Source organism: Phycisphaera sp., assembly GCA_025916675.1.
Taxonomy (GTDB): Bacteria; Planctomycetota; Phycisphaerae; order Phycisphaerales; family UBA1924; genus JAHCJI01.
Genome location: CP098402.1, coordinates 3,246,926 through 3,270,888 on the forward strand (window position 1 = coordinate 3,246,926; position 23,963 = coordinate 3,270,888).

General features: G+C 61.9%; 23 protein-coding genes. 18 read left to right on the forward strand and 5 right to left on the reverse strand.

All coding sequences use genetic code 11. From position 1 onward, the window contains the following. The 3 genes from NCW75_13810 to NCW75_13820 all read left to right on the forward strand — a co-directional run bounded on the left by NCW75_13810 (window position 1) and on the right by NCW75_13820 (window position 3,346). On the forward strand, window positions 1-702 hold the full coding sequence (locus NCW75_13810; GenBank protein UYV12360.1) for a hypothetical protein: 702 nt from the start codon (window positions 1-3) through the stop codon (window positions 700-702). Beyond that, a complete protein-coding gene (locus NCW75_13815; GenBank protein ID UYV12361.1) occupies window positions 641-2,131 on the forward strand; it encodes a hypothetical protein in 1,491 nt (496 codons plus the stop codon). Before NCW75_13810 ends, NCW75_13815 begins: the two co-directional genes overlap by 62 nt. 420 nt (window positions 2,132-2,551) lie before the next feature. Beyond that, complete coding sequence (locus tag NCW75_13820) at window positions 2,552-3,346, forward strand: hypothetical protein (protein ID UYV12362.1); 795 nt, start codon at window positions 2,552-2,554, stop codon at window positions 3,344-3,346. Between the two features lie 528 nt (window positions 3,347-3,874). On the opposite strand, the gene NCW75_13825 is transcribed toward NCW75_13820, so the two are convergent. The 3 genes from NCW75_13825 to NCW75_13835 form a co-directional block, all read right to left on the reverse strand. Beyond that, the gene (locus NCW75_13825; protein UYV12363.1) at window positions 3,875-4,147 is read right to left on the reverse strand and encodes a hypothetical protein; all 273 of its coding nucleotides are present in this window, start codon (window positions 4,145-4,147) and stop codon (window positions 3,875-3,877) included. 123 nt (window positions 4,148-4,270) lie between these two features. Continuing rightward, window positions 4,271-4,474 (reverse strand): hypothetical protein, encoded by a 204-nt coding sequence (locus NCW75_13830; protein ID UYV12364.1) that lies wholly within the window; start codon window positions 4,472-4,474, stop codon window positions 4,271-4,273. Between the two features lie 244 nt (window positions 4,475-4,718). Then, window positions 4,719-5,609, reverse strand: coding sequence for a ParA family protein (locus NCW75_13835; GenBank protein UYV12365.1), 891 nt, complete (start codon window positions 5,607-5,609; stop codon window positions 4,719-4,721). 610 nt (window positions 5,610-6,219) lie between these two features. Between NCW75_13835 and NCW75_13840 the strand changes: the two genes are divergently transcribed. The 9 genes from NCW75_13840 (at window position 6,220) to NCW75_13880 (ending at window position 12,214) form a co-directional block, all read left to right on the forward strand. Beyond that, window positions 6,220-7,770, forward strand: coding sequence for a hypothetical protein (locus tag NCW75_13840; GenBank protein ID UYV12366.1), 1,551 nt, complete (start codon window positions 6,220-6,222; stop codon window positions 7,768-7,770). A 99-nt stretch (window positions 7,771-7,869) separates the two neighbouring features. Next, complete coding sequence (locus NCW75_13845) at window positions 7,870-8,442, forward strand: hypothetical protein (protein ID UYV12367.1); 573 nt, start codon at window positions 7,870-7,872, stop codon at window positions 8,440-8,442. A gap of 72 nt (window positions 8,443-8,514) precedes the next feature. After that, window positions 8,515-8,970, forward strand: a complete 456-nt coding sequence (locus NCW75_13850; protein ID UYV12368.1) for a helix-turn-helix domain-containing protein — start codon at window positions 8,515-8,517, stop codon at window positions 8,968-8,970. Window positions 8,971-9,036: 66 nt separating this feature from the next. Next, window positions 9,037-9,360, forward strand: a complete 324-nt coding sequence (locus NCW75_13855; protein UYV12369.1) for a multiubiquitin domain-containing protein — start codon at window positions 9,037-9,039, stop codon at window positions 9,358-9,360. Next, window positions 9,353-9,763, forward strand: a complete 411-nt coding sequence (locus NCW75_13860; protein ID UYV12370.1) for a hypothetical protein — start codon at window positions 9,353-9,355, stop codon at window positions 9,761-9,763. The genes NCW75_13855 and NCW75_13860 overlap by 8 nt, the downstream gene beginning before the upstream one ends. An 8-nt stretch (window positions 9,764-9,771) precedes the next feature. Next, the gene (locus NCW75_13865) at window positions 9,772-11,136 is read left to right on the forward strand and encodes a ThiF family adenylyltransferase (GenBank protein ID UYV12371.1); all 1,365 of its coding nucleotides are present in this window, start codon (window positions 9,772-9,774) and stop codon (window positions 11,134-11,136) included. Then, window positions 11,133-11,477 carry a DUF6527 family protein gene (locus NCW75_13870; protein UYV12372.1) on the forward strand — a complete coding sequence of 115 codons (345 nt, stop codon included), beginning with the start codon at window positions 11,133-11,135 and terminating at the stop codon, window positions 11,475-11,477. The genes NCW75_13865 and NCW75_13870 overlap by 4 nt, the downstream gene beginning before the upstream one ends. Before the next feature lie 59 nt (window positions 11,478-11,536). Next, complete coding sequence (locus tag NCW75_13875; protein UYV12373.1) at window positions 11,537-11,950, forward strand: hypothetical protein; 414 nt, start codon at window positions 11,537-11,539, stop codon at window positions 11,948-11,950. Between the two features lie 72 nt (window positions 11,951-12,022). Beyond that, window positions 12,023-12,214 (forward strand): hypothetical protein, encoded by a 192-nt coding sequence (locus NCW75_13880; GenBank protein UYV12374.1) that lies wholly within the window; start codon window positions 12,023-12,025, stop codon window positions 12,212-12,214. 141 nt (window positions 12,215-12,355) lie between these two features. Here NCW75_13880 and NCW75_13885 read toward each other — a convergent pair whose 3' ends face one another. Beyond that, window positions 12,356-13,129: a hypothetical protein gene (locus NCW75_13885; protein UYV12375.1), complete on the reverse strand. Its 774-nt coding sequence runs from the start codon at window positions 13,127-13,129 to the stop codon at window positions 12,356-12,358. 520 nt (window positions 13,130-13,649) lie between these two features. Here NCW75_13885 and NCW75_13890 point away from each other — a divergent pair. Further along, window positions 13,650-20,363 (forward strand): hypothetical protein, encoded by a 6,714-nt coding sequence (locus NCW75_13890; GenBank protein UYV12376.1) that lies wholly within the window; start codon window positions 13,650-13,652, stop codon window positions 20,361-20,363. Window positions 20,364-20,433: 70 nt separating this feature from the next. Beyond that, a complete protein-coding gene (locus NCW75_13895) occupies window positions 20,434-20,841 on the forward strand; it encodes a hypothetical protein (GenBank protein ID UYV12377.1) in 408 nt (135 codons plus the stop codon). Between the two features lie 163 nt (window positions 20,842-21,004). Here the strand turns inward: NCW75_13895 and NCW75_13900 are convergent, their stop codons facing one another. Continuing rightward, a complete protein-coding gene (locus tag NCW75_13900; protein ID UYV12378.1) occupies window positions 21,005-22,045 on the reverse strand; it encodes a tyrosine-type recombinase/integrase in 1,041 nt (346 codons plus the stop codon). Window positions 22,046-22,182: 137 nt separating this feature from the next. On the opposite strand from NCW75_13900, the gene NCW75_13905 reads away from it, so the two are divergent. The 4 genes from NCW75_13905 (at window position 22,183) to NCW75_13920 (ending at window position 23,937) form a co-directional block, all read left to right on the forward strand. Beyond that, window positions 22,183-22,476, forward strand: coding sequence for a type II toxin-antitoxin system Phd/YefM family antitoxin (locus NCW75_13905; GenBank protein UYV12379.1), 294 nt, complete (start codon window positions 22,183-22,185; stop codon window positions 22,474-22,476). Next, window positions 22,473-22,793 (forward strand): type II toxin-antitoxin system RelE/ParE family toxin, encoded by a 321-nt coding sequence (locus tag NCW75_13910; GenBank protein ID UYV12380.1) that lies wholly within the window; start codon window positions 22,473-22,475, stop codon window positions 22,791-22,793. The genes NCW75_13905 and NCW75_13910 overlap by 4 nt, the downstream gene beginning before the upstream one ends. Window positions 22,794-22,833: 40 nt before the next feature. Beyond that, window positions 22,834-23,088 carry a hypothetical protein gene (locus tag NCW75_13915; GenBank protein ID UYV12381.1) on the forward strand — a complete coding sequence of 85 codons (255 nt, stop codon included), beginning with the start codon at window positions 22,834-22,836 and terminating at the stop codon, window positions 23,086-23,088. Window positions 23,089-23,580: 492 nt separating this feature from the next. Next, complete coding sequence (locus NCW75_13920; protein UYV12382.1) at window positions 23,581-23,937, forward strand: hypothetical protein; 357 nt, start codon at window positions 23,581-23,583, stop codon at window positions 23,935-23,937. Window positions 23,938-23,963: the final 26 nt, after the last annotated feature.

Sequence of the window (23,963 nt, forward strand, 5' to 3'; positions counted from 1 at the left end):
ATGGCAGCAACTGTTCTCAACCCAGCGGTTCGAATCGCGATAAGCGCTCCATTGATCGCCGCCGCCTTTTCAATCGGTGTGTTCGTCGCCCGAAACGCCGGGTGGATTGAAACGCCGAGCTTTGCTGACGACGGCAATACCTTCATGGCGTGGAAGACTGGTGTCATCGGAGACGCCCAGACGATCTGGCGGATCGCTGTCCATGGGCTTATTCCAGCCGTGCTTATTGATTGGCTGTGGTGGCGAAAGAAGGAAGATTGGAAAGCATTCCTCTCTCTGCTCGCGTTGGTGCTCGCCGGAGCCATGATTATTATCGTGGCCAGTGCTATCTTCCCAAAGTCGCCGCTGCCTCGCATTCTTCAGAGACTGATGCCATCTGCGTTAATAGACAGCGCACGATTGCCGGCGCCGGATGTCTCCAAGACGGCCGGAACGTTCATCGACCTTGTCCGCGATGGGCACATCACAGCGGCGGACACGCTCACTTCGGATGAAGCGAGAACGAGTCCGCTTCAACTGGCGCTTCTAGCGCACGTACTCACCGATTACCCCGGCGAGGTCTCGTTCATCAATGCGTCTGGCGGCTACGCCCGTTGCCGAGTTACGCTTGGACTTGGCGATTGCGAACTAGATTTCGATCTTGAACGGCACGCACGGATGTGGCTCGTCCACGACTGGTACGCTCGATCTGAATTTGAATGAGAAGTATATGTGCATAGCTCACTCATATCACTGGCTCTTTGTCGCAACAGCTCTCATCATGGGCACCGGTACTTTCGCCGACGATGTTGTCATCAAGACATTTGCTGGACGGTGGACCTGGCCGGCGTACTACACCGAAGCGGAAGTGAAGCGATTCGCTCGCAATCAGTATCCTCCGAGGGAGGCGCACGAATACGCGGCAAGATCGGGGTCGACAATATTGAGTTGGAACATCACCGAGGTCAAAACTCGGAGGAAGCTGGGAGGGCACAACGATCTGTGGTGGGGTCGCCCGTGGTTTGAAGTCAAATTCTCGCGGCAGATCGAGGTGGAAGAAGAGAAACACGAAAATGATGGTTCGGAAGCTGAGCCAGATGTCCTTGATCGGCTGCTGGCCGTCTACACCCCGAATCACATTCCAAGCGGTGCCTGGACGCCGGAAGATGCTAAACGAATCGCGGACTCTGTCGCAGAGGAAGCCAGCGCCGCACTGTTCAGTTCCATCCACGACGTCGGTCGTGATTCTTCCTTCGATCCCGACCAACTGGAACGCGGGTTCCTCCGCACACACTCGACGTTGGTCGAAGAGTTTGGGCAGACCCTCGTCAAAGACCTCGGCGTAGGCGTCGACCCCGCCGAGCGAATGTTCACTGAAGCTCTGGCGACCGCGATCGCTGGCCGACAGGGTGCCTCTCCGACATCAAGAACGTGGGGCACCCCACACGACTCACTCGCCGACCGCATCAATGCCGCGTCCTCCGTAGCCAACGCAATCGAAACCAAGCCATCGATACGTGGTGACCTCACTGACCAGGTCTCTGATATGATCGCTCGCGCATCCCAACACCCCACACAACAACGGCCGAACCCCGCACGCGATTTTTGGACCAAACCCGAGCAGACCATCCTTCGACTCGCGAAAGGCGCCTCCGCTCACCTGACTTTGTCCAGGCAACGCAATCGCATCGGTCGAGAGATGTTCACGATCCGTAACAACCGTGACCAACAGCCGTCGGCCCCATCGCGAGCAAGCCTATCCGAAGCGCCAGAGCCCGCGAGGCGTCCAATAATGTTGCATACGGAAGCTCAACTGCTGATGGGAGCGACGCGAGTCGTGATCTACGTGACCGATGTTACGTGGAACGTCTCACCCGGTGACACGAGCAGGGATGCATGGATTCTGGTCGGTCGCGCCGCCAAGCGATACGACAAGCTCATTGTCTATGGCTATGCCGATGAGCCCACAACCTATCCCAGTGTGCCGGGGATGACCCGATTCTCCGGCGTCCCTTCCGGCCTTTTGCGCAAGCTGAACCACAAGATCACGTACTCAAAGACCTATTACGGTCGAGAGAAACTCGAGGAAATGATGGAATCCGACTACTACGACGACTACGACTGGCACCGCTTCGAGCCCACCAGTCGCTGACTACCAGTTCGATGAGCCACTCCCGGACAACTTCTGCGGTCAATTCGGAACCGTAATCATTCCAAATGTACTCCGAACTGCCGTGTGTGATAAACTATCACTCCGGACGATTGAGAACGTTCTCCGAGTTCAGTGTCCTCACCACATCGATCGCCATGCACTCGCCTGAGTATTTGTCGACGATCGTCAGCAGGCGGACGAACCGACCATTGTGCGTCCGGGCCAGTACTCCAAGGGTGAAATGCCCAGGAAGGGGGCTAGATCGTTAGTCGCATGTTGACATGCGATGGTCTCTCTTTCAACTGCGACAAACTGGCCGCTCGCTACAGTCGTCTTCAGAATTATAATAGAAAAGCGCTGGCTGTTGGGATCTAGGGTAACTCGACACGTGCAAGTCGGGTCACAAAGGAAACACAGACAATGGTAACTGAGCGTGACTGGGAGAGGATCGAGGAGATCGTGAAGCCGTTCGCCGAGCGCCGCAAACAGTGGTTCGAGTTGCCATTCGTCATCGCGCTCATCGGCGCGCTGATCGGCGCGGGCGCGTCACTTGGCGGCGTCGCGATCAACGACCATTTTGCCGCGAACCGGGCCGTCGTCGAGCGGGAAAAGGCATACGGCCGAGAGCAGCAAGCAGAGTTCGACTCCTTGGTCACGACAGGACTAAAGCTGGCTAACGATGCCGACGGTTTGGCCAAGGCGTTTTGGTACCTTGTCGACAAAAACAACCAACGGGTAGGTACTGCGGTTGCGCATTCTGGGGCGGCGACGCTCGACGAGCTCAGCAGTCGCGCCGCCGTGTTCCGCGACATGTACGCCGAGTGGAAGACGCAAGTCGAGGTCGTAATGGCGCGGATGCCGAATGACCCACGTACAAAGTGCCTTGAGGATGCGCAGAGCGCACTACATGAAGTGAACATCCTGCTTGCTGAGATGCTGGTCTTCCGTGAGCAACTTGTTCAAAGGGTGTGGCGCAACCTAGACAAAGATGCCCGCGCCCCGTACCTCGTCCGCCGACAAACAGGGCAGTCCCAAGACCCAAATGATCTGATCTCGGTCATTTCGAAGTTCTATCGGAGAAAGCCCAATGGAGCGCAACCTATCGAGTTTCCGGACGAGAACGGGGCGAGCTACATCGAGAACGCTCGGAAGGAACTGCAAGAGGCGGCCGGGTTGCTTCGGCCCAGCGAAACCGACGAGAAGGCCGACACCTAGCATCGACAAGGTCCGCTGCATTCGGGAGTCTCTGCACCACCACATGCTCGGCGAGAGGATGAAAGGGCACAATCAAACAATGCCGTAAACATAGATGGCCATGGCACCTGCTAGAGCCATCAGACATGTTGAATCGGGGTAATCGGATTTGAACTTCGTCGTTCTTGCAGAAAATCACTAGTCTTCGAAGGCATCGAGCACGCAATGCGACTCGCTAGTTGCCGTCCCGACTCTCAAGATCTCTGCGAAGCTTGAACCACGCAGGCCGGTGATCCGATACTGCTGAGAAGATCTCGTTGCGTAGTCAGCTGTGTTGATCCTACCATGGCCGGGTCCTGGTCAACCAGACCCTGACGAAGGATGCGCGATTCAATCGTGTCAGCCGGGGCGTCTGCACGGCCAAGTAGTCAGTAGATGCGCTCGAGATCTACGCTGTCACGAATTGAGTTCTGGATCATGAGTGGCACATAAGATAGTATGTTACTGGCCTGCAAATGAGTGACATAAATTGGCGCGGACTATTGTTGCTTAGAGCAGGTCCATCAGGTCGTTGCGTAGAGTCTGTTCTTGGCTATCGGCTGTACTGAGTCGTCGCTCTCCCCACTCGATGACATCGCTGAGCCGTGCATAGCGGACACGTCCGCGTCGCTCGAACGGCAGCTCATCGGCTTCCATCGCTTCGATGACGCGTTCGCGTCGCATGCGTTCGCGCTTGCGAATCTGCTCGACGCTGAGCCAGACCGGGCCATCGTGCGGCTGGCTGGTGGGCGGCGGCGGATTGGGCGGAATGCGGTGGGCCATCACCACGTGCCGTGGCCCATCCAGTCCGACCCCGACGCGGCAAACCGGACAACGCTCGATTGGACCGGCTTAGTATCGATCAGTTCCTGAAACGACCCATGCGATCGATGATCCTCGGTGCGATCACCGGCGTCGTGTCTGCTTGAGCGCCAGCAGCAGGAAGTCCGCGATGGCGTCCTCGTACTCGGCCATGCCGAGCCGGTCGCCGTAGGACGGCCGGTCGATCTTCGGCGCCTTGGCGGCGATCGTGGCCAGTTCGTCCTGGGCGCGGATCGCCAGCGTCCACAGGGCCCGGGTGACCTCGCTGCCCTTCACAGTGGATTGCATGTAGGACGACAGGGTCCTCGCGAGCCGCTCCACCTCTTTCGCCTCGCTGGCCGTCACCCTCGTCTTGATGTGGATGACTAGGTCGCTGCGTTCTCGCCGGCGGGTTCGTCCTCTCGCCCCCTCCTCCGCTCCGCGGTCTGTTTGTGGCGCAGGACCTTCCGGCACAGGCGGAGATGCCACGGGCCCAACGATCGCCGCCACGTGGTCCCTCACCAGCGGATTGACGGCGGGCCGGTCGCGACGCTTAGCCATCGGCCCCTGCCCTCCTCGCACCGCTCATGGCCAGCTGTCCACGCCGCTCCTGCTCGGCGGCCTCCAGCCGGTCCAGCACCTCACGGGCCAGCTTCCGGTACTCCTCGGCCACTTTGTGCTTCGGCTCGGTCTGGAAGATGGTCCGCCCGCTCATCTGGGCGGTCGGCACGGCCGTGGCCCGGCTGATCCGGTTCTTGAAGTCGCCATACAAGCCAGCATCGACGAACGTCTCGTCGACCCAGTCGATGATCTCACGGGCGATCTTGGTGCGTTTGTTCACGCAGGACAACGAGACGCCCAGCAGCTTCAGGTTCGGGTTGTTGGATCGGCGCACGGTGTCGATGTCGCTCATCGCGTCGTTGAGCCCCTCGATCGCCAGGCGTTCCGGGGTCGCGGTCAGGATGAACCACTCGGCCACCCGGTACGCCGCGGCGGTGGGCGTGCTGATGTTGGGTGCGGTATCCAGGAAGACGAAGTCCCACCGCCCCGTCGCCACGAGCTTTTCGATGGGCCGGCGCAGGCAGTCCCGGTAGTCGGTCAGCCTGTGGACCCTGGCCAGCTCGGCGTCCACGCACTCCAGGTCGCGATTCGCTGGGATCAGGGACACGCCCTCGGGGAACTCGATCCCCTCCTCCAGGTCCGTTTCGAGAGCAACGGTGACCGGATCCTCGTCGCCCAGCAGCACCTCGTAGCTGCCCTGGTAGCTGTCGGGCGGCACGCCCAGGCTGCGGGTCGCGCCGCAGTTCGCATCGAGATCGATGATGAGCGAGCGCTTCCCCATCGTGCCCAAGGCTGTCGCCAGATTGATCGTTGTGGTCGTCTTGCCGACGCCGCCTTTCTGGTTCCCGACGGCGATGACGGTGGTCGAGTGTGTGTGTCGCATGAGTTCTCCCCAGTTTTTGTTGTCGAGTTGGTGTGGGCGTCAGCGGCACCGTCCGGGGTCGAACGATCTGGACCGATCAATAGGGTCAATACGTTCTGGACCGGACGACATGCCCCGATGCCCACGACGACCACTCTGGCACGATCTCCCCGAAGCTGTCAACGGCTCTGGGCCGCGCGGATGGGAAGCCTGTGGATATGTCCTTGGATTCGAGATCGTTCGGCCCCGATCAACATGCCCCGGTCGTTCGGGGTACTTCGTCTGGACCCACACGTTCGGGGCACAACGGGTTTGGTGCGTGAGAAGTGGGAAGCTGGTGGCGGGTTGACGCGCGGTAGCGACTCGCTCACCGTGGGACTGAGCCACCACGGCTCCCCGGAACCGGTTCGATCCCCGAGCCGGCGGGCCCAACCACACACGGAGGCGCATGGCGTAGCGAGCGTTCGGCACGAAAAAGCCGCCCAATAGGGCGGCTCTCCTCGATCGGGTCGGTGGACCGCACACGATCGTCTTCAGATCTCACACTCCGAAGATACCGCGATCCGTGTTCACCGTCAACCCCAATCGGGAGGGCCGGGGGGACCGCTACGCCCGCGCGGAAGGAGGCCGCATGGCAGGACACAACGCAGTCGCACAATCGCGACGATCACACGAAACACAGTATGGCACATGGGAGGAGGGGATCGAGGGCTCGTTTCGCTCGATCAGCGCGCACCAGCTCTGCATGGCCTGGTGGCTGCACGTCGATGGCCACATCACCCGTAAGCAGCTGCGAGTGTACTTCGCGGCCCACGAGATGGCCGAGCGGCGCAGGGCGGCCAGTGCAAGCATGCGAAACAAGACAAGGCCGTTGTACACGATCGAGGAGGTCGCCGACATAATCGGTGGCCGGGGCACCAAGAGCGCGTTGGCAGAGCTGCGAGCAGATGTTCGCCAGCTGAAGGCTCTGGGGCTGGTTGCGATCGAGTCACACGAGATCGGATTCGCGAGCTCGATCAAGCAGATCGATATCGAGGACGCGTCGTCGTTCGGGGCCATGTACGAGCGCGTGCCCAATGGACGACGGACCGTGCCGGTCCCCAGGCGCACCCTGCGAGCACTCGCGGCAGGCTTGAGTCGTGGAGTCACGGGTGTGATGCTTGCGACCCTGATCCGCTCGCTGTTCTGGCACAAGAGCTCCGGCACGTACCGCGTCGATGGCAGGACCAAGGGCTCGTGGATCACCGAGGTCTTCGGCATCAGCCGCCGGGCGGTGACCGATGCGCGGGCGACGCTGATTGAGCTCGGCTGGCTCGAGCCGTGCGAGACGCCGCAGTGGGCGTTGAACCGGTGGGGCGCGCACGACAAGATCAACACCGACTGGTGTCCGGGCGATGCGACCCAAGCGAAGACAACCTCGAACGACAACCAACAGACCGGTAAATCTGCTAGCCCAAGGAGCGAATTCTCGGGCGGATCTGCCAGCCCTAATCTCACAGACTCGCTTCCCCTGAAGGGGAATCAAGAAACCAGAAGGCTCCGCCACGCGCGGAGCCGGTCTGGTGTCGAAACCGACCCGAGTGAGGGAGGGGGCTCGGCGCGCGTGGTGAAGCAAAGGCACTACAAGCGGCGTTCATCGAAGCAACCAAGGAAGCGGAGCAGGGCGAAGCCGAACATCCGCGATATCCAATCGATCGACCTCGCCAGCATAGATCGCCTGCTGGACCTGCACGGCCAGGCGACCAAGTTCGGGCTCTGGCCGGCCGGCGAGGCAGCCCGGCTCGATTTCGTCGCGCTCGCCGAGCGAGCAAGGGCCCGGGGTAGGCGGGCCGGAGCGATGTTCTACTGGCTGCTCCGTGAGCGCAAGACGGTATTCATCACCCAGCACGACGAGGATCGGGCAGCGCGGCGGATCAAGGCGCACCTGCACGGGCCACTGCGTGAAACGAGGTCCGAGGATCCTCCGAGCCAGGGTCATGGGGCCCGCTCGGAGGACCTCGGCCGCGACGAGTTGTTCGTCGTGGCGTGCGTACGCGTGGCCAAGCAGCAGCGGATCGATCCGGCAGACATAGCCCGCAAAGCCAAGGGCTGGACTCGGCAGGTCTGGGATGAGGCCTACGACGCGTTCCAGAGGGCCCAGTTCGAGCGGCAGAACCCGATGGCGGGGAACCCGGCTACTTGAAATAGCGGATTTTAGGATCTGTAGTGAATATACTTATGAGTTATGCTTGACATATATGTCAAGATATGCGATAATGTGCATATAGGCAGGAGGCCTGGGATGGTTGATACGGACGGATCGCTCGCGTTCAACGACGATGGGGTGCTGCCACCGGGCGAGTACCTCATGACTCTGGAAGAGCTCGAACGCTCGATGCTCGTTCTGGGGCCGACCGGGCCGAATCGGAGCGTGACATGGGACAGCCAGTGGCGACGGGACCTCGTCGCGAACCTAGCCATTCTCGTGAAGCAGCTCTGGGCGGCCGGGATCGAGGAGGTATTCATCGATGGCTCGTTCGTGGAGGACAAGGACCACCCCAACGACATCGACGGTTACTTCGTCTGCGATCCCATGCGTCTGGCGACGGGCGAACTCGAGCGGTCCCTCAACAAGCTCGACCCGTCCAAGTGCTGGACCTGGGACCACAACAAGAGGCGGTCCTACCGGGGCTATCCCAAGGGCCAATTGCCCATGTGGCATGCCTACCGCGTCGAGCTCTACCCGCACTACGCCGGGTCCATCGCTGGCAAGGACAGCCATGGGAACGAACTGGAATTTCCCGCCTTTTTTCGGACCTGCCGGCGGACCGATGCGCCCAAGGGGATTGTCCGGATTGTGAAGGCGGGGCAGTAGGAGGAAAGAGAATGTGAAGATCGACGGCAGGGAGAGAAACCGAGGGAGAGAAACAGTAACGGGAAGGTCGAGATGATCCGCAACGAGAGCGAGTACCAGAAGGCAGTTGAGCGTGCGGAAGCCGAACGACAACGATTCGCCGAACACGAGGCGGCGTGGAGGGAGCAGGGTTTTACCGACGAGCAGATCGTAAAGCTCCGTGAGCCCTTGGAATCCTTCCACCTCCAATTGGTGGAAGAGATCGAGAGCTACGAGCGGCTCAAGCAGGGGCAGATCGACGAGTTCGAGAACCTCGATGGCCTGCGTCAGGTGCTCATTGGGCTGCGCATCGCGCGCGGCATGAGCCAGCGTGACCTGGCCAAGCAACTGGGCGTCTCGGAGACCCAGGTCTCCCGGGACGAACGCAATGAGTACCACGGGGTCACCGTCGAGCGGGCCCACCGGGTGCTCGAAGCGCTCGGAGTCAAGCTGGTCACGCGCGTCGAAGTCCAGCCATTGCCCCCGGGAAGTGGGGGGGCGGCGGCGTAGTCCGCCGAGCACGAAGACACCTAGCCGGGATGGACCCGAGCACCACAACCACGGAGGTAGATCGACATGGCAGAGCACAAGACCGACGAATTGAACGAACTCGATATCGAGCAGTACACCAAGAGCAATCCGTCAGACCAGAAGCCCGATGCACGGGTCTACATCATCCGCATCGACCGCGAAGTCCAACGCGTCTCGCAGAAGGAGCTCTCCGGAGAAGAGATCCTCCAATTGGTCCAGAAGTCCGCGCAGACCCACAAGCTCTTCCAGAAGCTCAGGGGACGCGAGCCCGAAGAGATCGACGCGAACCAGACCGTGAGTTTTGTGGCTCCTGGAGTCGAGCGATTCATGACCATCCCGCTGGACACGACGGAGGGCTCCCGTGGCTAGTCCTCGGCGTGAATTCGTCCTTCGTTCCGAGGACGTTGCATATCTCGACGAATCCGGACGCCCGTGGGAGGCCATCCAGAGCGGGTCGGATCACTGGGTTCTCATCCATGAGTACCCGGTGCCCGATGCGTACCAGACCTCCACCGTTTCCGTGGCCCTCCAGTTGCCATCGAGCTACCCGGACGTGCAGATCGACATGGCCTACTTCAGCCCCGCGCTCTCGCGGGCCGATGGCGGGTTGATCAACACGATCACGTCGCACGAGATCGACGGCCAGGTGTGGCAGCGGTGGTCCCGACACCGTACGAATCAGAATCCGTGGCGCCCGGGCGTTGATTGCATCGAGACGCACATGCTCCTTGTGGGCGAGTGGCTCGCACGCGAGCTGAGAACGGCCTCATGAAAATCCGTATGACCGGGAGCCAGCACGCGGAGCTGAAGGGGCATCTATTTCCAGGAGACGGCGAGGAAGCCGTCGCGGTGGCTCTGTGTGGGCGATGCGGATCCGACGCCCTGATGGTCCACGAGATTCGGCTCATTCCGCACGAAGCGTGTGATCGCAGCCCCTTGCGTGTGACGTGGCCGCCGACGATGGTGGGGGACTTGCTATCTCGCGCAAACACCGGCGCGATGGCCGTGCTCAAGCTGCATTCCCATCCTAATGGTCTTGAGGAGTTCTCTGGGACGGATGATCACTCGGATCGTGTCTTCTTCGAATCCGTCTTCGGATGGGTGGATGATGACCGTCCCCACGCGAGTGCGGTCATGCTTCCCAACGGTCGCGTGTTCGCCCGAACGGTCCACACCGATGGGGCATTTGGGGTGGTTTCCAAGGTCAGCATCATCGGCGATGACATCGCCATCTGGGCGAATGACGTGGACGAAGCCGTGCCTGGCTTCGCGGTCCGCCACGCCCAACTCTTCGGCGCGGGGACGACGAATCTGCTCAGAAGGCTGACCATCGGTGTCGCAGGGTGCTCGGGAACCGGCAGCCCGCTCGTCGAGCAACTGGCCCGCCTGGGTGTCGGCGAGCTTGTGCTTGTCGACCCCGATCACGTCGAAGAGAAGAACCTCAACCGGATCGTCGGGGCAACCATGGAGGATGCCCGGAACGCCCGGCCCAAGGTCCAGGTGTTGGCGCGTTCGGTGGAGGCGATGGGCCTCGGCACCATCGTCCGGCCATACGCGTCCGAGTTACAGGACAGAGACGCCCTCGGGGCTCTGGCGAAGTGCGATGTGGTCTTTGGGTGCATGGACAGCTTGGCTGGCCGGAACGTGCTGAATCGCCTGGCCCGCTACTACACGATCGCGTACATCGATGTAGGGGTGAAGCTCGATGGTGATGGCAAGGGCGGCGTCGACCAGGTGGCCGGATCGGTGCACTACCTGCGCCCCGACGGGGCCGGGCTCATGCAGCGGGGTGTCTTCAGTTCCGAAGCTCTCAGGGCGGAGAACCTCCGCGACACGGACCCGGAGGACTACGCCGATCAGGTCCAGCGCGGCTACATCAGGGGTATTCGCGAGGACCGGCCCGCGGTGGTCAGCGTGAACAGCTACTTCGCGAGCCTCGCGGTCCTGGAGCTTCTCTCACGCTTGCACGAGTTTCGCTCCGATGACAACGCCGCGTTCGCGGCTCAGCGCATCAGCCTGACCAACACGCTCTGGCAGCGTGAAGCGGACCAAGGGGCGAGCAATAGAGAGCTGAAGATGGTGGGCAGGGGGGACGACTCCCCATTGCTGGGCATGCCGGCCCTGGGAGAGGTGGGAATTCGATGAGCTGGTTCCGTCGCCTCTGGTCGTGGTTCAAGAACCTCTTCGTCGAGCGTCCCTCAACCTTCGAGACAGCGCGAGTCGAGGAAGCGCCCGAGATCCTGCGGCCGCAAACGGTCTACCTCATCGGCGAAGACGGTGGCATCTGGAGCGTGGCGATGCGCTGCCCGTGTGGGTGTGGTGCGGACATCCATCTCAGCACGGTGGGGGGGCGGCCGAGATGGTCCGTGCGCACCGAAGAGGACGACACGGTGACGCTTTCGCCATCCGTATGGCGAAAAGCCGGGTGCAAGAGCCACTTCTTCTTGCGGCGAGGCATGATCCAATGGTGCGCGGAGAGTCCATGACTTCGACTGGCGTGATCTCATAGATCTGACGATGGATGAAAAGCCGAAGGAGTCAAAGCATGGCGAACGTTCGCATCCACTGGACCACCGAGCCCGATGACGATAACGAGCTTCTCGAATGCCGAGGGGCCTTGTACGCGTTGTGCGATCCGGAGACCGACAAGGTTCTGTACCTCGGCAAGGCCGACCGGCAGACCGTGCGTCAGCGTATCGCCTGTCGATCCAAGGATGGTGTGCTGGAGTACATTGATGTTGTACTCGACATACCAGAATATGTTGTCCGGGTGGGCGAGATCTCGACGGCGTGTCGGCTCACCGCCCAGCTACTGGGCGATATCGAGTCTCTCTTGATCCGTGAGCTCGCTCCGCCCGCCAATATCCAGTGTGTTTACGAGCGGATCAGCCGGCCAGGGATGCAAGTATCGTGTTCGGGGGATTGGCTGGCTCGGCATCGGAACTTTGTGGATGCCTGAAGCCTTGCTCCGTGGTCCCAACTGTGCTTCAAGCTGATCGAGGATCTGCTTCAGACAACCGTGTGGCTCGGGATGCCCGGGCATAAGCCTGTGGGCCCACGCGTACGCCCGGAGGGCCCGCTCGAGCTCGCGCTGATTCTCGAATACGACACCCAACTGGAGATACGCCGGCCCATGCGCGGGATCGGCCTCGATCGCTTTGCGGAGCAGCGCCTCACCCCGTTCGAGATCCGGCTCGGTTCCATCGATCAGCAAGATCGCTGACTCGGTTAGCCGATGCGCCTTCGCCCACTCACCACTGAGCGGCATCGAGCCATACAACCCCACCGGCGGCGGCGAGGCGCAGCCAGTTCCCATCACAACCACCAAAACCAGAGCGACCCTCGCGTGCGCGATGTTGATCACTCACGCCGGATCGAGCACGAGCTGCCACGCCGTGATGATGGCGCCGAGGTTGGTGTCGAAGCTTGTCTTGGCGGCGGCGACATCGATCTTGGCGAGCTCGTCGCCGATGATGGTCTGGTGGTGGTCTAAGGGATCCTGCCCGAGCTTGGCATCGATCCGCACGCCGTTGAGGGCGTCTCGGAGGGCGATGGCCTCGGCGTGGGTGCGATCGGCGACCTTGTAGTACTCGGGATAGCGGAGGTCGTTTTCGGAGCTGATGTCGGCCAGATCGGCGAGGATGTTCCCGCCCAGCCCATCGGTGGCGGCGTTGTACAGGTCGCCCTGTCGTGCTTCCATCGTGGCTCGTGTCGAGGCTTCCCGCGCGATGGCGTCGTCGAGGTCCTGCTGGGTAGCTTCGCCGGGTGTGCCGGCCCGGAAGGCGCGCTGGAGCCGCTGCATCTCGGCCTTGGCCGAACCGTGGGCGGTCATCGCCTGTCGGAGGCTGGTGTAGTTTGTGACGTCGAGGTGGGTGACGGCTCGGTTTGCGAGTGCCGTGGTCGCCGTGGCATCGAGGCCAACCGCCGCGAGTGCTTCTGGCGTGAGCCCCACGCGTCGCAGCTCACGATCGACGTCGTGCAATTCGGGCGTGACCATGCGCAGGATCGCCCGGGCGGTGATGGCCCCGGCGGCGGTTGGTTTTGGCGAGGAAGTGATGATGCCCGCGATGAGCATTGCGCCTGCGGCAGCGGTGACGCTGCCGATGGGAAGCCAGAGCTTGGTTGGATTGAGGGTCATGGCGATCTCCTATGGGCCCGCACGTGTCACATTGAGGCGGGCGTGATATCGGTTCCTCGAATCGGCGAATCGCGATGCCGCTCTTGGCATCGCTTCGCACATCTTGAACGCATCCGGGATCGGCTCGCTGCCAGAACATCGGCGGTGAACTTCTTTTGTTATACCGCAAACGATCTGTGATGCAAGCGCATTTGCGCGCGAAACGCATCAGGACTTCCGGCTGCGTTGGAATGCCTAGCCCCTTTGGGGGGGTGTGCAAGTTTTTCTTCAAAACTAGGGTTTGTCCGCTTGCATGGACTCGGATTCGGCGTTCCAATGGTGGGTGAGCGATCGCTGCCCCCCGTCGAGTTGTTCCGGTGCGTGCGCGTGGTCGTGACAATCCGAATCTGTTCGAATCAGCTTGTTCAGATGTGTACCGGATCGAGTTGTACCGGAAAACCCAGTGCGAACGAGAACCCCCCGCGAGCGAATGGCTCAAGGGGCGGGGCGCGATCCCCGCAAACTATCGTCGGAGGCGACAATGTGTATTTCACGTACCAACGGCTTGTCCAACGGTCTGCGAAGCATGCTGCGGATGGTGGGTGTGGCGAATGGCCCTCCCGCCGGCATCCGGGCGGGTGCCCGTGAAGGTGCTCGATGGAAGGGCTCTGGTGCGGTCGCTTGTGTGATGTGTGCGGGGCTCGCGCTCTCATCTTCTTCGCTGGCCGATGATGTGCTGAATTTGTACGACGCGCAATTGGTGACCTACCAAGCCTCGCCCACAAGCGTGCAGGATCTCGCTCCTCGCGCGGGCCAGCGCGGCGTTCACTTGGATGGCTCTGGGCGCGCGGGCGGCCTGATGGGCGGGGTCATTCCCGGCCACTCGGGCTCGGACCTTGGCTTCAACAGCAAACGGATGCTGGGCGGGTACGTGGACCTGTTCAATGGCGCGGTGCGGGTGACCGACGTGGATCTTGCATTCCCGGCTGATCCCGGTGGCAACTGGGTGATCGGCCGGACGTACAACACGCGTCAGGACGACTCGGGGCACCACGTGAGCCAGGGCCCCCAGGGCAACAACTGGGCGATGGCGAACCCCGAGATCGCGCTCTTCGAGGGCGCGACGGATGATCTGGATGTTTTGTATGTGGTCGCCGGTGCGGACCGCTACGCGGCGTTCAAGCGGATCGGGGTCAGCGACGACGAATTCCAGGGGATCAACGGGGCTACGGGCGTGGTGCAGTACGCGGCCGGTGCCGGCAGCGAGCCTGATACTTACACGCTGACGCAGCCCGATGGGACCCAGATGGTCTTCTTTGGGTTCGATGGCGATTCGGGCGTGGCCGCCGGCCAGCTGTGGAAAAAGATCGGCCCCGACGGGGACACGGCCTTCGTGGGCGATGCGACGACGGGGTCGACGGCGATCGAGGTCGGTTTCGACACGGTGGGCGTGAGCCCCGCCAACAAGCTCACCGTCGCGTACGACTCGATCGGCAATGGCGGGAGGCGGTACACGTACACCTACCTGGGCGGCCAGCTGACCAAGGTCGAGGCGGAGATCTGCTCGAGCGGCGATTGGTCGAGCCCGGGCACGGTGACGAAGGTCGGCCAGGTGGACTACGTCTACTACGGCTCGTCGGAGAGCTACGGCAGCGACGGCGATCTGAAGTCGGTCACGGTGACGATGCCGAGCAACGAGAGCGGCGAGGACCTGATCACGAAGAAGTACTACCGCTACTGGGTGGATCCCTTCAGCGACAGCACGAACCCCGGGCACGCGAGCGCGTTGCAGTACATCGTGGAGGCCGAGGGGTACCGGGCGGCGGACTACGACGATAGCACGTTTAATGACACCCCGCTGACGATGAGCGAGAGCGCGCTCAAGCTGTACGCGGCGGCGTACTTCGAGTACAACTCGTCGCGGCAGGTGGACAAGGCGTGGTTCAACGGGCGCTGCGGCTGCGCGGGCGGGCTGAATGGCGAGCACGAGATCACGTATGGGACCACTGGGAGCGAGGCGTCGCCGTACGACGACGCGTGGAAGCGTCGTGCGATCGTGGAGCAGCCCGATGGCTTGTACGTGAGCACGCTGTTTGATGAGGGCGGGCAGGTCTATGGGGAGGTGAAGACCCACGGCGATCCGTCCTCGGCTCCGGGGGACACCTGGGCGACGCTGGCGGTGCGCGGCAGCGACGCCTTGGTCGACGAGATCGCCACGCCGGCGAACGTGACGGCGTACACGCACTCGACCGGGGCGTTTACCCGGTCGAACACCGTGGGCCTGGTCCGGGTCGTGGACCGCGTGTCGAGCGGGTCGCTGACCGGTTTTGTCGAGGGCTACGAATTCAAGACCGGCGCGACCGGCACGGCGTACGTGGAACGCCAGATGGACTACGAGACGCGCGGGCTGACGATCGGCAGCGCGACGCTCAATGTGCCCTTCGTCGATGCGCAGCGGTCGGTCTTCGCCGATAGCGAGACCAGCGGGACGCTGGCGGCGGCGGACTACGACGAGACGACGGTGGGCCGGACCTGGTGGAGCGCGACAGCGACGGACATCGGCTCCATCCGACCCAAGGCGATCACGACGACGCTTCCGGCGGTGGTGACTGCCGAGAACGGCGAGAACACAACCCACACCCGGATCGCCTACGTGCGCCAGAACGGCCACACGGCCTTCGTGAAGGCCGAGGACGATATCTACGACTACATGGAGTACGACGACGGCCTCTTGGTCGAGTCGATCCGCGACGCGACGCTGGATGCGGCGAGCACGTACGACGCGGACCCCAATGGGGTCTTCGGCATCACCGAGAACGGCGACGGCTGGGGCGTCACGACGACCTACGCCTACGACGACCAGGGGCGGCGGACCCAGATGACCGCGCCCGATGGCGACGTGAGCGAGGTGTACCGGACGGTCCTGCTGGACCGCCGGTCGGTGACGGTGAGCATCCCGCTGGTGACCACCGGCCCGACGACCTATTACGGGCCGGCAAGCGTGTCGGTGTCCGACCACGCGGGCAACGGCGTGGCCTCGATGCAGGTCTCCCTGAGCGGCGGCAGCACGACGACGGCCTTGTCGAGTTGGATCGACGAGACCGATACGGATCCGCTGCTGGCGGTGGGCCACGGGACGGTGTCGCGGTACTCGACGGCGGTGTACACCGAGTCGGGGGCGCTGCTGGAAGAGAGCCGGAGCTATTTCGATATCCCCGCGAGCGGCGACGGCACCGAGGGGACCCACTACGACGCGACGACCTTTGCGTACGACGGCATGGGGCGTCGGATCCGGACCAAGGACGCCACGGGGACGATCAGCCGGGCGGTGTACGACAAGCTGGGGCGGATGACGTCCAGCGAGATCGGGACCAACGACGAGGGCGACGAGGGCGGTGACACCACCGGCACGAACAACATGGTGACGGTCTCTGCGACCGAGTACGACGGGACCAACGATGGCGGGAACAGCTACGTCACCAAGACGACGGCGTACACCCAGGGCTCGCTCGGCGGGCCCCGCGCCACCGAGTACAGCCACGACGTGCGTGGGCGGACTATCCTGACCGAGGGCGCGGCGGCCCCGCACTCCTTGGTCAAGCTGGACAACCTGGGCCGGACGCTGGCGGCGGGCCGGTACAGCTCGGTGAGCGGGCTGACGGTCTCGAGCGATCCGACGAGCGTGACGGGCAACCGGGTCGCTTTGAGCGAGATGGACTACGACTCGCGTGGGCGTGTGTGGCAGAGCGAGCGTCACGAGATCACCCAATCGACCGGGGCTAGCAATACCACCCTGGAAAGCCTGACTTGGTACGACGAGGTGGGCCGGACGATCAAGGTGCAGGGCGGGCAGCTGGCCAAGACCGAGTACGACCGGCTGGGCCGGGCGACCGACCGGTTTGTGCTGGGCAAGACCGACGATACCTTGTATGCGCACGCGGAGGGCGTGAGCGGCGACCACGTGATGGAGCAGATGGTCACAGCGTACGAGAGCAACGACTCGAATCTCGTGTTTGCCTCGGCGGCCATCCAGCGTGACCACGACGACACGAGCACGACCGGCGAGCTGGACAGCGGGGCCGATGGCGACCTGCTGGCCTTCACCGCGGCGAATATTACCGGGCGGATCCAGATCAGCGCGACGTGGTACGACGTGCTGGACCGGCCGGTGACCAGCGCCTTCTACGGCACCAACGGGGGCTCGACCTTCGATCGCGATGGCCTGGCCACGCCCGGTCAGGGCGTCGCCACGGTGATCGTGAGCGACACGACGTACAACGCCGACGGCGAGGTCTCCACGAGCATCGATCCTGAGAACGTGGCCACGGTGTTTGCCTACGACGACCTGGGCCGGCAGACCTCGGTGATCCGAAATTTCGTAGACGGCACGCCCGGCACGGTGACCGACGACGAGGATTTGTACACCTGGTTTGAGTACGAGGACGGGCTTCGGATCCGCATGATCGTCGACCAGGACGCCGACGGGGCCAAGGACGTGGCGGCGAACCCGAGCACGGCCGACGACCAGATCACCCGGTGGGTGTACGGCGTGGCCAAGGGGACGGTGAGCACCGGCAAGAGCGAGGTGGCGTCCGGTCGGATGCTGCGCGCGGTGGTGTACCCCGACTCGACCAACACGGCCGACGAGGGCTCGGACATCGATACGAGCGACGCCGACGTGGTGTCGTTTAGTTACAACGCTCTGGGCCAGGTGGTGCGCCGCGAGGACCAGGCGGGCAACGTGATCGAGACGGCCTACGACGATCTGGGCCGGTCGACCAGCTCGGCGGTGACGACGCTGGACGCCGACTTCGACGGCGCGGTGCGTCGCGTGGAGCAGGCGTATCTGGATCGAGGTCTGCTGGACACGGTGACCCAGTACGACGCGGCGACGAGCGGCACGGCGACCGATGAGGTCAAGTACAGCTACGACGGCTGGGGGAACGCGACCAAGATCGCGCAGGATCACGACTCGGTCATTAGCGCGAACGCGCACGACGTGGAGTTTACCTATGTGAAGGCCACGCCCACGGGCGGCCGCAAGACGATCCGCCGCAGCGAGATGGACTTCCCCACGGGGTACACGGTCCAGTACTCGGTGCCGGCTACCGGCATCGGCAACGCGCTGGTGCGCGTGGACTCGGTGAAGCTGGTCAACGGGCAGAGCTCGGTGACGGTGGCCACGTACGACTACCTGGGCACGAGCGGGCTGGTGGGCACGACGCTGCCCGAGCCGGACGTGTTTAGCGAGCGTTTTGATTCGTCTGGTGATTACACCCAGCTGGATCGGTTTAACCGGCCGGCGACGTGGACCTGGACGCGGGATCTGAACACAACTGACGTCGACTTCTATGACGTAGATATCACCTTCAACGAGCGTGGCGACATCGAGCGGACCATCGACAACGTGATGGTCGGCAGCGGTGGCACACACTACTTCGACCGTGTCTACGCGCTCGATGCGCTGGGCCGGGTGTTGGGCGAGGAACGTGGCGATTGGAATGGCTCGACGATCAGCACGACCCGCGAGGAACGCAACTGGTCGCTTACGGCCACGGGCAACTGGGCGACGCGTGACTATGACTTGGACGGGTCGGGCACGGATTTCGCCGAGGACAACACGACGCCGCTATCGACACACTTCACGAACGCCAACGAGTGGACCTATCGCAACATCACCACCGGTGGCAGCGACTTGGATCCCGACCACGACGGCAACGGGAACATGATCGACGACGGGGGCGACTACGACTACAAGTACGACGCCTGGAACCGGCTGACGACGATCTTCGTGCGCGACACCACAAACGTAGTGACCGAGTACCGCTACAACGGCCTGGGCCAGCGGATCGCCGAGTCCGATGGGACAGACACCGAATATCTGATCTACGACGACCGCTGGCGGCTGATCAGCCGTCACGACGGCACATCCGATTACCTGGAGGAGCTCCTCTACCACCAGGCCGGCCTGGACGGCTATGGCGGCGACAGCGACATAGACTCAGTGGTCATGCGCCGCACCTTTCTGTCAACTGGATCGCCGCAGACCGAGGATCAGCGGTGGTACGTGCTGCAGAACTGGCGGCAGGACGCCGTGGCGATCATCGACGAGGCGGCCGTGCAACGGGAGCGTCTCTTCTTCAGCCCGTATGGCCGCGCTTTCGGTATGGTGGCGGGCGACACGCCCGATACGGGCTTCGACGGCGAATACGACGGGACGGATGACACGGCCATCAGCAGCTGGAGCGGCTATGACGCCTACGTCGACGTAGACCTGGACGGTGACGTGGACAACGACGACGCCAGCTTCACCACCAATGCCAGCATGGGCTGGGACGTGCTCAGCCGGGATGGGTCGACCGTCGGGTATGCGGGGTACGTGCAGGACGATTACGTGCCAACGGTGAATCACGTGCGAAATCGCGTGCTGAAGACCGATCTGGGCCGGTGGATCCAGCGCGATTTGGCGGGGTACATAGATGGACCCAGCCTATATGAGTACTCAATGTCGCAACCGTTGGCCCTTCGTGATCCGCACGGACTTTCAAGTCGAGATTTCTTCACTTGGAGCGCAAAGCGACTTGTGTTGCATTACTTGGGAGGTTCGGGCAGCACATATGAATTAACTGGTGCCATGCAGCGCAACTACTTGAAATGCAGTAACGTTCAAGATGCAGTTAGTGAAATCAGGGATCGCGTCAGAGATGCAGGAAGACAAGCAGTATGGCTCGCCACATCGTTAATTGACTGCGATTGCCGCACACCCCTCCCGCGTGCCATTAGCTTTACTCTCAAGGGGAATGGTGACGTTCCTGTGAGACGTCCGTACAACCCACATGTTGTTGCGGCCAATCCTAGAGGAGCGATCATTGTTCCTCAGATCGATATATGTTTCGTAATCGGCGCCCATCAGATTCGATATTCATTTAGATGTGGAATTCATGCTGGTTGTACATCGTTTCCATGGTCGCTTCCTGGCGATGTGTCTGCAAACTATTCATGCGCAGTGTCATATCGTATGAACGATCGTTTTCAAGATCTCGCTGACATCATGGACCTCGCGCATCGATATGCACAAATGCCGTGGTTTCTTAAGGGCATCGGACCAGTGCTATTGCCTCCTGCAAAACCGATTAGCCAGTGGGCTGATCAGCAATTAGGGACGCCGTACTTGATTCTCGGGAAGTGGTCGGAAGGCTTGTACGAGATCTTTGAAACTAAGCGGCCATTTGGAGTATGCACCGGCGGTGATTGAATAGGGGCATTACTTGTTTCTTAATGATGGATTTGAATTGGTACCACGAAAACTGAGCAATGATTACTTTGTGGTCATTGAGCAAGGCTATGTCATTTTGTTTCATGGCATTGACAACTACCAACGAAGTTTTGAAATCAATGAGTGTTTGTGGTTTTCGTCCAATTCGGACATTTTTGTGATAGCGGAACATTCTTTACTTTCTGATACTCACATTGTTGTGCGTTCTTTTGATACCGCGGCCTCAGAATGGTCTGTGAGAAGACTGGATGACAGTACTGAGGCGATAAATGAGTATCTGGCGACACTTGGCGCGGATCTCCGGCCTCAGGATATCAGATTGGCGGGCGGCTATGGCTATGTAAAGCCCGCGATCCAGTTCACGATGCTAATATTTCTTGGCATAGTATTTTTAATCGCGGTGCTTTTTGCTTTACGTGTAGTATTGAGGCGCAGCCGGCGCGATCAGTCATCATAGAGTCGCTGTAGATTCCGAAAAAATATTAGCCTCGTTGATTGAAATGTATCCGTTGACACGTACTTCTGATTAAGTGTTAAACCCTGTACTGACTTTAGGTACCTATACGCAGCTGAGACGCTTCAACCGGCCGACGCCATGGCGACCATCGAAGAGGCGGCGGTCAATATCTCACCTTAAATGTAGGTGAATCTTCCGGCCTTGATCTTCTCCGGTCGTACAGCCTGGTCGTTGCGATCGAGGAGTGTCCGAGCCACATCTGGACGTAGGCGATGTCGGCTTGGTGCTCGAGGGCGTTGGTGGCGGCGGTTGCGCGCAGGGCGTGCAGGCACAGCCCATCCATGGTGATGCCGGCCGCGGCGCCGTACTTCTTGAGCAGCTTGTAGATCCCGTCACCGGTAATGGCCAGGTCCATGCGTCCAGTGCGGTTGTTGCGGACGGGGCGGAAGAGGGCGCCCGACCGGTCCTCGCGGTGCTTCGCCGCGGTGAGGTACTCCTGGATCGCCGAGAGGGCCGCCGGATGCACCGGCACGTAACGGGTCTTCGAGCCCTTGCCAAAGACGGTGAAGTGCATGACCCCACGCCGCTCGCGCATGTCGAGCACGCGCAGGTCGGCGACCTCGGATCGCCGGAGCGCATGGAACAGGTACGTGGCCAGGATGGCCCGGTCCCGCCTGGCCTTGATGGAGCCGGGGTCCTTGCCCTTCATGGGCGCCGCCAGCAGGTCCCGAGCCTGAGCGTCCGAGAGCGCGGGCGTCTTGCCCTCATTGGCGCCCTCGGTGGGCCGCTTGACGCCGGCCACGGGGTTGCTCTCGACGGCGTTCTCGTTGCAGAGGTAGTCATACAGCGAGCTGACGGCCGAGAGCTTGCGGCGGATCGTCGCCGGGGCCAGCGGCCGAGGCAGGCCATCAGGACCAGGGGCCGTGGGGGGGGCGGAGCTCTCGAGGACGCTCCGCCAGGCGATGACGTGGGCCCGTGTGACCTCCCGGAACTCCTCGGCCCGCTCGATGCCACAGAAGGCCACGAAGGCCTCGACGTCGGTCTTGTAGGCCCGCCTGGTGTTGGGGTTGGCGATGTTGGCCAGCCAGACGGCCGCCGCCGGCACGTCGGCCAGCCCCTGGAACTGCCCAGCCGTCAGGGCGCGTTCTGACGCGGGCCCAACCCGTACAATCTCTGAACTACTACCCGTACCTATTCCATCCATATCGGCCATTCTAGTATTGATAATGTATTTTATCAAGAATAAATAGTGGGGCCAATCTACCTCAATTTCCTTGACAAACCCGCAACACTATGCGACCCTAAACGTACAACCAAGCGTACAACTACACGAGGCACGCCATGACCCGCACCGACGACATCACCACGGCCAGCGACTACCGCAGCCACCAGGCCGACACCCACGCCAAGCTCCGTGAGACCGGGCGGCCCATCTTCATCACCAATCGCGGCCGGCCAGAGGCCGTGCTCCTGAGCCCCGAGGCCTACGACGAGCTGCTCGACCAGGCCCAGCTTCCCGAGATCCTGGCCGCGATCCGGCAGAGCGAGCAAGAGTTCGCGGATGGGAAGGGTGTCGACGCCTTCGAAGCGATCCAAGGGATCGCTGAACGGCATGGCCTCACGCTCGATCGATGAGCTATCGCATGGCCTTCAGTTCCGGGGTCCACGATGCCATCGCGGACCAAACGGAATACCTCCTCGAGAGCGGTGCCGGTGAAGCCGTCGTGACTGACTGGCTCGCGCGCCTGCATGACAAGCTCCAGGCCTTGAGAGAGTATCCGAGGCTGTATCCCAGGGCCGAGCTCGTTTCACGTGCTAAGGGGTATGGTGTCCACCGCCTGAACCACGGCGAACACGCGCTGTTCTACCGCATCGATGACGATCGGCGTGTGGTCGAGGTGCTCGACTTCCGGCACGGCCGGCGGAAGCCGACGACGGAGATCGGAGCTTGAGACTGCTTAGAACTGGGCCGATCAACAAGGGAGGTGCCCCATGAGCCGGTCCTTCAACCTCTCCCTCACCGATGAGTTGCGGTCATTCGTCGACCAGCAGTCCGGTCCGGGAACGACTTTCTCGACGCCCAGCGAGTTCATCCAGGCGTTGATTCGCGAGAAGAAGGACCGCTTGGAAGCGGCGTCCATACGGGCCGCTGTGCTCGAGGGCTACTCGGACATCCGAGCCGGCTGGTTCCGCCGCTACGAGGGCGATCTGCGGTCGATGCTGGTCAACGCCCGGCGTCGGCCGTGACGACCCCGTATCATGCGCAGGGCGGAGCTCGGCCTGATCAAAGTTGAGGACTACTCGATCGAGCGATCGCACGAGCTGGTCACGAAGACGGTGCTGGAGCAACCGTCCATCCTGGACGCAACGGTGGGAGCTTTCGAGTCGATTCAGATTGCAGGCTCTGACCGCTTAAGCTTCCGCTCACATCCAAAACATCGATCGCCGGCATTCGTTTCTGGAAGAGTCCTGTAAAGACGGGATCGTTCTGCTGCTGCCTTTGTTTCAGGCAGTTGGTCCGAATCCCCGCTGTTCGAGATACCGGCGGGCGTACTCGCGCACTTTTCCCATGGTCTCGTTTACTCGCCGGCGATCTTCAAAGCCGCACTCGCGACCGATGTCTGCGATGCATCGTGGACGCAGGGCCAGGAATGACCGAAGCAGGAGCCGCGTCATCCGGCGGGCGGCCTTGTCCGTTTGGCTCCGGGCGTCACGCTGCACTTGCTTCGCACCCCAAAGATGAGCCTTGAGGGTTGCAACACGGAGCTCCTGGTTAAGGATGCCGTGCCAGATTGGGAAAACGTCGGTACTCTCGCCGCCAGCAAGCGGCTCAACGGGCGTCCGGGGGCTCCGGCGCCAATGGTCGACGATCCTTCGCCGCACAATCGTGCTTACCTGTGGCCTGATGTTGTCCCAGCTTTGACCGCGGCGTCGCAGCATCCAAACGTCAAGACGGGCATTCTGCTCGACATCCTGGCGATCCGCCTCCAGGGCTCGTCCGGCCATTCCGTGATACACCTGAACACGGATGCGCCTGTCAATGTCACTTGGGAGCTGTTGCGGAAGGTTGGGGTCGTGGTGATCGGGAATGGCTGACATGGGGCGGCTCTCCAAGGCCGCCC